The 11,111-nt window shown below is 52.2% G+C and carries 8 protein-coding genes; 4 read left to right on the top strand and 4 right to left on the bottom strand.

What is annotated here, in order from left to right:
• Nucleotides 1-203 precede the first annotated feature (203 nt).
• From yajC to queA, 3 genes are all read right to left on the bottom strand, one after another.
• Entirely contained in the window at nt 204-590 is a 387-nt protein-coding gene (gene yajC, locus JQN73_RS12115) for a preprotein translocase subunit YajC (protein WP_205319040.1), read from the bottom strand.
• A gap of 154 nt (nt 591-744) precedes the next feature.
• Nucleotides 745-1,872, bottom strand: coding sequence for a tRNA guanosine(34) transglycosylase Tgt (gene tgt / locus JQN73_RS12110; RefSeq protein WP_205319039.1), 1,128 nt, complete (start codon nt 1,870-1,872; stop codon nt 745-747).
• 126 nt (nt 1,873-1,998) lie between these two features.
• Nucleotides 1,999-3,021, bottom strand: a complete 1,023-nt coding sequence (queA, locus tag JQN73_RS12105) for a tRNA preQ1(34) S-adenosylmethionine ribosyltransferase-isomerase QueA (protein WP_205319038.1) — start codon at nt 3,019-3,021, stop codon at nt 1,999-2,001.
• 336 nt (nt 3,022-3,357) lie between these two features.
• On the opposite strand from queA, the gene recG reads away from it, so the two are divergent.
• From recG to JQN73_RS12085, 4 genes are all read left to right on the top strand, one after another.
• The gene (gene recG / locus JQN73_RS12100) at nt 3,358-5,484 is read left to right on the top strand and encodes an ATP-dependent DNA helicase RecG (RefSeq protein ID WP_205319037.1); all 2,127 of its coding nucleotides are present in this window, start codon (nt 3,358-3,360) and stop codon (nt 5,482-5,484) included.
• Between the two features lie 183 nt (nt 5,485-5,667).
• Nucleotides 5,668-6,615: a LysR substrate-binding domain-containing protein gene (locus JQN73_RS12095; protein WP_205319036.1), complete on the top strand. Its 948-nt coding sequence runs from the start codon at nt 5,668-5,670 to the stop codon at nt 6,613-6,615.
• A gap of 316 nt (nt 6,616-6,931) precedes the next feature.
• The gene (gene ubiA, locus JQN73_RS12090; protein WP_205319035.1) at nt 6,932-7,786 is read left to right on the top strand and encodes a 4-hydroxybenzoate octaprenyltransferase; all 855 of its coding nucleotides are present in this window, start codon (nt 6,932-6,934) and stop codon (nt 7,784-7,786) included.
• Between the two features lie 77 nt (nt 7,787-7,863).
• Nucleotides 7,864-8,187 (top strand): YqjD family protein, encoded by a 324-nt coding sequence (locus JQN73_RS12085; protein WP_205319034.1) that lies wholly within the window; start codon nt 7,864-7,866, stop codon nt 8,185-8,187.
• 241 nt (nt 8,188-8,428) lie between these two features.
• Here JQN73_RS12085 and JQN73_RS12080 read toward each other — a convergent pair whose 3' ends face one another.
• Nucleotides 8,429-10,978, bottom strand: coding sequence for a chemotaxis protein CheW (locus JQN73_RS12080; protein ID WP_370551238.1), 2,550 nt, complete (start codon nt 10,976-10,978; stop codon nt 8,429-8,431).
• Between the last annotated feature and the right edge of the window lie 133 nt (nt 10,979-11,111).

Genomic DNA, 11,111 nt, shown 5'->3' with positions numbered 1-11,111 from the left:
TTTGCCATTTTTTGCGCAATAACGGGTCTATCGCATAAACAACAAAATAGCAAAAACTCGGACCGCGCAAACTTTTGCGGCTTGAAAAATGCAGAACAAATTCTTGCGAAGTTGACTACAAGAAGCGCGCTTCACCAACGATCAAACGGATGGTGGACGCTCTTCTTAAGCCAATAATCGGCGATGTAAGCCAGCGAAGCAAATTACAGTGCCTTGATCGTGCCTTTAGGCAGCAGTGTAGTGACCGCGCTTTTCTGTAGCGTCACTTCAGTGCCGCTAGCAATTTCCAATGTCACGTAACCATCAGCGACCTTAACAACTTTTCCGAGGATACCGCCGGTTGTGACGACTTCGTCGCCCTTACCCAAAGCATCCATCATCGATTTTTGTTCTTTCTGACGCTTCATCTGTGGACGAATCATCAGGAAGTAAAGGACGACGAACATCAAAATGATCGGCAGGAAACTAGTCAGATTGCCACCCAGGCCAAAAGGGCCTGTAGATGTAGTGGCGGCGGGCGCAGTCTGCGCATATGCAGTAGTAATAAACACGAGAATGCTCCAGGTGGTTGTTTTAAAATAGCCCCGCATTTTAGCATTGGGCGGTGCCGTAATAACATACTGCCTAAATACTAGGCAAATACAGCTGCGCCAGAGTTAGGTGCTGCTCGGACAATTTTTCTTAAATATTTCTTAAATAGACCGTTTTTGACCATTTTATGGCTTTTTTTTCCCTATTTGATGCCTAAACTCCACGCGCACGGTCCGCATGAAACTGCGTCACAAACGTGGAAAATGCCCCCACATCGAGCGAATTTCGAATATTTTGCATTAAATCGAGATAGTAATGCAGGTTGTGAATCGTGTTAAGCCGTGCCCCGAGGATCTCACCGGTCCGGTGCAAGTGATGTAAATAGGCGCGTGAGAAATTTTGGCAGGCATAGCAACCGCAGGTTTCGTCGAGCGGTTGAATGTCCTCTTTATAGCGTGCATTTTTGATTTTTACGTCACCGAAACGCGTAAATAGCCAGCCATTCCGGGCATTACGGGTCGGCATCACACAGTCAAACATGTCAATGCCGCTTTGAACCCCGGCAACCAGATCTTCGGGCGTACCGACGCCCATTAGATAATGAGGTTTGTTGGCGGGTAATTTGGGGCCGATATGCTCAAGCACGCGCATCATTTCTTCTTTTGGCTCGCCGACCGACAGACCACCGACCGCCACGCCGTGAAAATCCAGTTCACTCAAGCCAGCCAACGATTCATCCCGCAGATGCTCAAACATGCCGCCCTGAACGATACCGAATAAGGCATTGGGGTTCTCGCCCGCGTTGAACTCGTCCTGAGAACGCTTGGCCCAACGCAGTGACATGCGCATTGACTCCGCCGCTTCAACTTGCGTGGCGGGACGACCATCAATCTCGTACGGCGTGCATTCATCAAACTGCATCACGATGTCAGAATTCAGAACTTTCTGAATTTGCATCGATACTTCCGGAGACAAGAATAATTTATCGCCATTGATGGGCGACGAGAATTTAACACCTTCCTCGGTAATTTTGCGCATTGCCCCGAGCGAAAACACCTGAAACCCGCCTGAATCGGTCAATATCGGCTTGTCCCAGCCCATAAACTTATGCAGGCCGCCGAATTTTTTGACCACTTCAATACCCGGACGCAGCCACAGGTGAAAAGTGTTGCCAAGAATGATATGCGCATCAATCTCCTTGAGTTCGAGAGGCGACATTGCCTTGACCGAACCGTAGGTGCCGACTGGCATGAAAATGGGGGTTTCGACTATACCGTGATTGAGTTTAACGCGGCCTCTGCGCGCGTTTCCTTCGGTTTTAAGTAGCGTAAATTCAAGCATATTGATTCTCTATCGTATTTTGTTAACGCGCACGCTGGCACGTCTTTATTTTAAGCAGTCTTACCGTTATTTGTAGAGAGATGCCCTACAAAGTGTTCTGCAACTGATCGTGCGGCATCATTCAAGCTACTTTTTTCGATAAGTCAGTAGCATGGCATCGCCATAGCTAAAAAATCGGTATTTTTGGGCGATGGCATGCGCGTAAGCAGATTTCATGACCTCGTACCCGGCGAAAGCAGACACTAACATTAATAGCGTCGACTTTGGCAAATGGAAATTGGTAATAAGACGGTCAACTGTTTTGAAGTGATAGCCTGGGGTTATAAATAATGCAGTATCCGCGCCGCCCGCTTGCAATTCACCTGATTGCGATGCCGACTCGAGCGCACGTAAGCTGGTGGTGCCTACCGCGACCACGTTGCCGCCAGCAGTTTTGGTTGCCCGGACCGCCTCCACGGTCTCCACCGCGATCGTGTACCACTCGGTATGCATTTTATGCTCGGCAAGGTTCTCCTTTCGCACGGGCTGAAAAGTACCGGCACCGACGTGTAAGGTGACGTAGGCAAAATTGACGCCTTTCTGCCGCAAGCGTTCAAGCAATTCCAGGTCAAAATGCAAGCCCGCGGTAGGTGCCGCTACTGCACCCGGTTGTTTGGCATAAACCGTCTGGTAACGGGTCTCATCAAAGGCGTCTGCAGTATGCGCAATGTAAGGCGGTAACGGTAAGCGACCATGTGCTTCGATCAGTTCGAACACGTCCGACGGAAACACGAGTGTAAAAAATTCGCCGACCCGCTCGCCAACAGTGACATCGAATGCCTCGGCTAACCGTATCTGCGTGCCTGTTGGCGGCGATTTTGAGGCCCGGACCTGGGCATGCACCGTACGATTATCGATCACGCGTTCTACCAGCACCTCCACTTTGCCGCCGGTGGCCTTAACACCAAAAAACCGTGCTTTCAATACGCGGGTATCGTTAAACACCAATAAATCCCCGGGCGATAGGAGGTCAACCACGTCGGTGAACTGGCGATCGGTGAACGACATATCGTCAACGTGCAGCAAACGCGAGGCACTGCGTTCGCTCAGCGGGAATTGCGCAATAAGTTCAGGCGGTAGCGTGAAATCGTAATCGGAAAGAGAGTGCATGCTTAACTAACAACAGAGTAAAGGACAGAATTTAAATGCAAAAATTTAAGTAAAAAATTTAAGTAAAATTTAAAGGCGAAATTAACAAATTTAAAGCGCAAATTAAAAAACAAGCTAAAACCGCCAAATTGCACCCTGCAAATCAGGAACAACCTCCTAATCTGCCAATACTTAAGGTTTATGCACCTTACCAGCGCATCAAGTAGCCTTTACAATGATGCAAACCTGGAAGATCCATAACGGCGTCGCTTTTTATTGCGCAAGATTGCGCATAAATGGCACGTTTAACTTAAACAACCCACTATTTTACGCCTAGCCGCCCCATTTACGGCCTATATGCCTGAACCAACGCGAAAACAACTTCCGCCCCCCAAACCAGGCAAGTCTGCGAAAGCCCCCGCTGCGAGCCGAGAAACCAGATTGGCGCGTCTGGGATTACGCACCGAATTAGATTTAGTATTGCATCTGCCGCTGCGCTACGAAGACGAAACCGAGATAGTCACGATTCATCAAGCCAGTATGATGGCAACCAGCGTCGCACAGATTGAAGGGATCGTTACCGCCTGCGACATCCAATATCGACCACGGCGGCAACTGGTGGTGACGTTGGCCGATGATAGCGGTCAGTTGATGATGCGTTTTCTCAATTTTTACGGCAGCCAGGCAACGCAACTGGCGATTGGTACGCGGGTTCGCGCGCGCGGTGAAATTCGTCACGGTTTTTTTGGAGCCGAGGTAGTCCATCCGACCTATAAAGTCGTCCTTGAGGGTGCACCTTTGCCAAGCGCCCTGACCCCGGTTTATCCTTCCGGCGAGGGTTTGTCGCAAATTTTTCTGCGCAAATCAATCGCCGACGCGATGCAAAAAATAGCCTGGCGAGACACGCTCTCCCAAGCTCAGTTAGCCACTTATCAGTTGGTCCCGTTTGAGGCCGCGGTCCGCTTATTACACAATCCACCACCCGAAGTTGACGAAGGCGCTCTGGAAGATCGCTCCCATCCCGCATGGGTGCGCATGAAATTCGACGAACTGCTGGCACAGCAACTTTCATTAAAACGCGCACAAGTCGCACGCCGGGCCCAAAATGCGCGCGCACTGCCTTTGATCGGTAAGCTGTCCGATGCTTTTTTAAAGACATTGCCATTCACGCTTACCGCCGCACAACAGCGCGTAATGACAGAGATTCGCAACGACATTAAAGCGTCCTTCCCGATGCAGCGCTTGCTGCAAGGCGATGTCGGCAGCGGTAAAACCGTGGTTGCCGCCTTAGCCGCAGCGCAAGCGATCGATAGCGGCTTTCAGGCGGTGTTGATGGCCCCCACAGAAATTTTGGCCGACCAGCACTTTCGTAAAATCGCTGGCTGGATGGCACCATTGGGCATCAGCGTCGCGTGGCTCACCGGGAGCCTGAAGAAGAAAGAAAAACGCGAATCGTTAGAGCGTATCGCCTCGGGGCAGGCGCAGTTGGTGATTGGTACGCATGCGTTGATTCAGGAAACCGTGCAATTCTCCAAACTTGGTCTGGTAATTGTGGATGAGCAGCATCGTTTCGGGGTCGGCCAGCGTCTCACTCTGAGGCAAAAATCGGCGACCGAAAGCAGTAATCCAGAGGCCGCTGCGTCAGACATCGTGCCCCACCAACTGATGATGAGTGCCACGCCGATTCCAAGGACGCTGGCGATGACCTACTACGCCGATCTGGAAATTTCCGTGATTGACGAGCTTCCACCGGGCCGCACGCCGATTGTCACCCGTAGCGTCGATCAAAATCGGCGCGAGGAAGTCATCGAACGGGTGCACGCTGCCGCGCAGGAAGGTCGCCAGGTGTATTGGGTATGTCCCTTGATCGAAGAGTCCGAGGCCTTGCAATTGCAAACCGCGACCGAAACCTATGCCATGCTGGTTGAAGCGCTGCCAGACTTGCATATCGGCCTGGTACATGGACGCCTGAAACCGCTGGAAAAACAGGCCGTGATGGAATCCTTTATCGCGGGCGAGATCCACGTCCTGGTTGCGACAACAGTGATTGAAGTCGGCGTCGACGTGCCTAACGCTTCTTTGATGGTCATCGAACACGCAGAACGTTTTGGCTTGTCGCAATTACATCAACTGCGGGGCCGGGTTGGACGCGGACTCGCGGCAAGCGTATGCTTATTGTTATATCAAAGCCCCCTGGGACCCATTGCAAAACAACGTTTGATGACAATGAGAGAAACCACGGATGGTTTTGAAATTGCGCGCCGCGACCTCGAAATACGCGGCCCCGGAGAGTTCTTAGGGGCGCGTCAATCAGGACAGGCCATGCTGCGCTTTGCCGATCTGAGTACTGACCAATGGTTAGTCGATCAGGCCAGCGCTCTGGCCGATGAATTGCTGCACCATCCGACGCCAGAAAATGTGATTACCGTGGAGACGCATCTGGCGCGCTGGCTCGCAGGGCGCGAAGATTTTCTGAAGGTGTAAAATCCAGTTGATCCTCATTCATTTTATTGTAGTAACAACCACCGTGTATTTTATGGTGCGCGTTTTTTCCGCCAGACCCACGACATGCGTCAAAAATATTTGAAGCTGATGTGTCATGATTTCCCAAGGGTGTCCTGATTACCCTCTTGTAAAACCGTCGTACAAATATGCGAAGATAACGATATGACTCTAACCGAACTAAAATATATCGTCGCCGTGGCGCGTGTAAAGCATTTTGGTCACGCAGCAGAAGCGTGCTTTGTCGCACAGCCAACTCTGTCGGTTGCCATCAGAAAGCTCGAAGAAGAATTGGGCGTTGTGATTTTTGAACGTGGCGGCAGCGAAATTTCCATTACGCCTTTGGGCTTACAAATCGTCGCTCAAGCCGAACGCGTACTGGAACAAACCGCGACCATCCGCGAAATTGCGAATCAAAATAAAGATCCCTTGGCGGGACCGTTACGCCTCGGTATTATTTACACCATTGGCCCCTATTTGTTGCCTCCACTGGTCAAAACCATCATCGACCGGGTTCCCCAAATGCCATTGGTTTTGCAGGAAAATTTTACGGTCCGGCTGCTTGAATTACTTCGCCAGGGGGAGTTGGACGCGGCCATTATGGCGTTGCCGTTTCAGGAGCACGGACTGATGGTTCAACCGCTCTACGATGAAGAATTCGTCGTCGCTCTGCCGAAAGATCACGCGTGGGCCGACCGCAAAAATATTCGCGCGGAAGACTTGAAGTCAGAAACCATGCTCTTGCTTGGTAACGGTCACTGCTTCCGCGATCAGGTGCTGGAGGTTTGCCCTGAAATGTCGCGGTTTTCAACCACCGGGGATGGTATCGCCCGGACTTTTGAAGGATCATCGCTGGAAACAATCCGTCACATGGTCGCTTCCGGTATCGGCATCACAGCCCTGCCCCGCGCATCAGTACCTGATCTGGATACCAAAGACGGCAACTTGCGCTACATCCCGTTCTCCACACCGCGGCCTTCACGGCGCGTCGTCATTGCCTGGCGTAAAAGCTTTACGCGTATTGCCGCGATCGAATCGGTCCGACAAGCGGTGCTAGCGTGCGGTCTGCCGGGAGTAAGTTTTTTACCGGATGCAAAGGTGATTGAAGGCTGAGTGGCGTTCCCAGGAGCGGTCGCTGCGGTCGGGTGCGCGACTCGCGACTCGCTACTCGCTACTCGCTGCCACGTGCGCAACGTAATTCGGGCGCAGGCAGACTTAGCCTGATGACCGTCAACATCACGATGGGAAAAGCTCAGCGGGTTGAATGCTCTGAATGCTCTCAACCCGCTCGCTCTGTTGAGAGTAGCGAAATTGTTACTCATCTAGTAAATAAATAAGTTAATAATAATTTTCAATAAGGCGGGATTTATCAACCCCAAACCCCGGCAATATTGCCCCTCCCCGATGCAGAGCACAATGTTAAAGCCCTATGAATCGACTTAAACTCTACTGCCAGCTCATACGTATCGACAAACCCATCGGCATCCTGTTATTGCTTTGGCCGACTCTGATCGCATTGTGGTTAGCCAGCGCGGGCAAACCGGATTGGAAGCTCGTGTCGATTTTTGCGCTCGGTACCATCCTGATGCGGTCTGCCGGTTGCGCTATTAACGACTACGCTGATCGCGATTTCGATAAGCATGTTTCGCGTACCGCTCAACGTCCCCTCACCAGTGGAAAAATTGCCGGATGGGAAGCCGTGGTGGTAGCGGCAGTGTTGGCGGTGGCTGCTTTTTTACTGATCGTGCCACTAAACACGTTCACTAAACAGCTATCAATAGCGGCGCTTATCATTGCTGGGACGTATCCTTATTTCAAACGTTTTTTTGCCATACCGCAAGCGTATTTAGGGATCGCATTTGGTTTCGGCATACCGATGAGTTTTGCCGCAGCCCAAAATTCCGTACCGTCACTTGCATGGGTATTATTGATCGCCAATATTTTTTGGGCGGTCGCTTATGACACCGAATATGCAATGGTCGACCGCGAGGATGATCTGCACATCGGTATAAAGACCTCGGCCATTACATTTGGCCGCTTTGATGTCATCGCAGTCATGCTCTGCTATGCCGTTTCCTTCGGTCTGATTTTTTTGGTCGGATGGCAGTTCGGCCTGCGCGGCTGGTTTAGCGCTGGTTTACTGGTGGCAATTTTATTTGCCATCTATCATTACATCCTGATAAGAGATCGTGATCGCGCTCGTTGTTTCGCCGCATTCCGGAATAACAATTGGTTGGGCGCAGCACTATTTTGTGGCGTTGCGCTGGACTATGCTTTACGATAAAGTTTAATAATATTGTTTCAATCTCTCTGCGGGACTTCAGATTATTGTTTTGCTCACTCACATGAAAGAGGTAAATTATGGCTATTAACAATGAATCCATAAAAGACGGTCGCGACAATGTAAGCGGCGGACTGAAATCTGTTATGCAGGATGCGCAAGACCTTATCGACACCACCGGCGATCAGGTTGACGATCGCTTTAAAGTCGCTCGCGAAAAACTGAAAGCGGCGATACAGACCGCAAAAGAAGAGTTGCCGAAAGTCACAAAAAAGGCTGTGGAAAAAAGCAAACAGGCCGCGCATGTAACCGATGAATACGTCGGAGGAAATCCATGGAAAGCCGTCGGTCTGGCAGCGGCAATTGGTTTGCTGGCCGGGGTCGTCATCGGACGCGGCAAATAATTTTTGATAGAAAAAATGCAATCGGAGCACCGGTTGCATTTTATTCGATATTGCACTCGTACTAACTTACCCTATATTCGACGAACTCCCTGAGTGAGCCGACGGCGAGCTCAAGCATTTGGGCCTGAGCCAGGGAATAAGTCTACGACACCGGTTGGCGTCGGTGCAGGCTCATACGCACACCCGACTCAATTATCAAAAGTGCCCCTGCCTTGCGAACTCGTTCGCTCTTTCAGTAGCATCAGGCAGCAATGCGTATCTTTGCCAGCAGGACGCCAAACAGATAGGCGATATCGACAGCCTGGATCAGCAAGCGCCCCTCATTGGCTTTAATAACATGCGTCACCAGCATGCCGTCAGCATGACCAGCAAACGGGTTGGGAACAATCTGCGCATCATTGAACTGCGGCACGCCATGCAATTCACTAACCAGCAAGCCGAGCATACGATCGCCTAATCGCACAATCACTATCTGACTTCCGCTATCGATCACGGACAATGTGCCACGCAAGAGATGCCCAAGATCGTACACCCATACGAATTGATCGTTTTCAGTATCCCGGTGCGACGCCAGGACACCGATACACGCCGCACCCCCACCCATTGATACCGGCGCAAGCTCGGACGCCGATCGCGCTTCCACCACATATTCTGCCGGCAGCGCGAACAAGGAGCCATCAACAAAGAAAGTGGCAAATTCCCGCCCGCGGATGTCCGCCGACTCAGGCATCAGAACCGTGTCGGCCTTGTTGTTAATTCCTTTGCATTCCCGCAGCGCACCGAACGAATCGAACACAACTGCCAGTACATCCTCCCGGTAGCCATCCGACACCTTGAATTCACGGTAACCGCTGGACGCCGTACACCCCATGATGGCGTATTGACCATCGTGAATCACGAGACGCGATGCACTCCTACCATTCGGAAGTGCCAATAAGGATGCGTCTATTTCCAGCATTGCGCCAACCGGACGGCTGGGGTCGGTACTGGAAAGCACGATGCCCTGACGATTTACAAAGAAGGCGCTGACGTCTGCCTTGCCACCCACACCGCCGTGAAGCATTGCCGAAAATTCGTGTGTGGAGTCAAATACAATGCCGATGCCGCCCACCACAGACCGGTCGTCATCGGGATCGCGAATCGCCGCATGATAAACATAGGTCGGCGCACCGTCATATAGCGGCGTCGGGGTGAATGGCGACACATGATAGTTCTGCTCGGTGCGCAATGCGCGTACCTGCTCCAGCGTTCCGGCATCGATCTTTGTTCCGACAACCGAACCGCCCTCCTGCTCCGGATGCGTACAGGCTACGATGCAGCCGTCGTAGTCATAGACGAAGATGCGGGTGTACACGGTATATAAGCGATTGATATATTCCAGAACGCCGTTGATGCGTGGTATCGTTTTCCCATCCCGCTCCGCGCCAGCCAAGGCTACCCGCAATTCCGGTGTCAGCGCCCACCAGCGGCAATCATCCGAGCGTTCGTACAGATTGCGGTCCAGCAGATCGACCAGAAGATGTGACACGAACTCTGCGTCGCGCAGGCTCGATGCCAACACGGTCTGGTAAAGGTCGTCGATCGATCTGGCAAACAATGCGTCGCTGCGGGAACCGGTTTCACTGATCTGGTCCAGTATCGTCTTCAGCTTCAACACCTCGCCATCCTGGCCAGCCGTCATCACCTGGCCGTTCCAGACGACGCGCCGTATCGTTTCTGCGGCCGTCATGATTTCATACAGCGGCGGGCAAAAAGATTGGGCGTGCGACAGCAGTCCTTCGACAATGACAGGATCAAGCGCCTCCGGCGCATGGCTGCGACCGCCGGCAAAGGCGACATCGACAGGAATCATGACTTGGCCCTGCCAGCCGTCCGGTCCCATATAGCCTTGATAGCCCTCGGCGGCAAAGGTTCGGACCAGATATTCACGGCCACCAAATATCATCAGCTCAGGCGTTGCATTTTTATTCGTCGGCACCACCGCTCCCAACGGCACCCAGAGTTTATCTGCGCTTTCAATGACGCGATTTTCGGCATCGAGCAACAGCATGTTCGAGCGCCCCGCAGGATCGCGATAGGAGTGAAAAATACCTGCCATTTCTTGTTCGAAGTTAAAACACAGGCACAATACACCGACCACGGCTCCGGTGTCCGGATGCAGCATCCGACGCGAGTAGATCAGCGCTTGTTGCTTGCCTGGACGCAGATCGGTGGCACGCATCGTTTCGACATAGGTATCCGATGCCAGCGTGATGGCAATCAGCGGATCGGCGCTGTGTTGCAACGCCGTTGCGTCGTCAATCTGCATCAGGATGTTGCCGGTGACATCGAGCAGGATGATCTCGTCATACACGGTGTACTTATTGCGGTATGCCCGTAATCGGGCACGGATCATTTCCTGATTGTCATCCTGATTGTCATGCAGCCCGGCGACGAACGCGCATAAAGCATTATCGGTGGCAAGAAAGCCGACATCAGCGGTACGTTCGTACAGATTACGTACCACGATGTCGATGATGTACTGTGCTCTGATACCGATCTCATTGAATGCGGTGGCCACTTTTTCGCCTACCAGACTACTCACCAGTTCCTGTTCCAATCGGTCGAAACCGACCCGCGTAGCGGCCATGGTCGGCAGTATGGCTTTGGCTTCAAGCGGGCAATTCATCTTGGCCGAGGCCTCAATCATGCGCCACATCAGGCTCAGCTCGCGCAGCGAGTGCTCGCAACGCGTCACGTCGCGCATGTACGGGAGAAAAGTGTCGATCTGAAGCGGGGCGGTAGAGTTCACTTTGCAGGTCCTGTGTAAAAGTCAGTTGATATCGGGGTCCAAAGCGCCATCCCGTTTGCTGGCAAGTGAAGCATTTCAATCAGCAAATTTCGGGCCATCACGCATTGTCTGAATGGAACCGACGGCGTCGGTG

The sequence above is a fragment of the Glaciimonas sp. PAMC28666 genome, assembly GCF_016917355.1.
GTDB lineage: Bacteria > Pseudomonadota > Gammaproteobacteria > Burkholderiales > Burkholderiaceae_D > Glaciimonas.
The sequence above is the reverse complement of the archived record's forward strand: the minus strand, read 5'-3'. Positions and strand labels throughout refer to the sequence as shown.

Bases quoted from the DNA above. Each gene is read 5' to 3' on its own strand.
- yajC (WP_205319040.1), bottom strand. From the start codon at position 590: ATGCGGGGCTATTTTAAAACAACCACCTGGAGCATTCTCGTGTTTATT.
- tgt (WP_205319039.1), bottom strand. From the start codon at position 1,872: ATGCTTGAATTTACGCTACTTAAAACCGAAGGAAACGCGCGCAGAGGC.
- queA (WP_205319038.1), bottom strand. From the start codon at position 3,021: ATGCACTCTCTTTCCGATTACGATTTCACGCTACCGCCTGAACTTATT.
- recG (WP_205319037.1), top strand. From the start codon at position 3,358: ATGCCTGAACCAACGCGAAAACAACTTCCGCCCCCCAAACCAGGCAAG.
- JQN73_RS12095 (WP_205319036.1), top strand. From the start codon at position 5,668: ATGACTCTAACCGAACTAAAATATATCGTCGCCGTGGCGCGTGTAAAG.
- ubiA (WP_205319035.1), top strand. From the start codon at position 6,932: ATGAATCGACTTAAACTCTACTGCCAGCTCATACGTATCGACAAACCC.
- JQN73_RS12085 (WP_205319034.1), top strand. From the start codon at position 7,864: ATGGCTATTAACAATGAATCCATAAAAGACGGTCGCGACAATGTAAGC.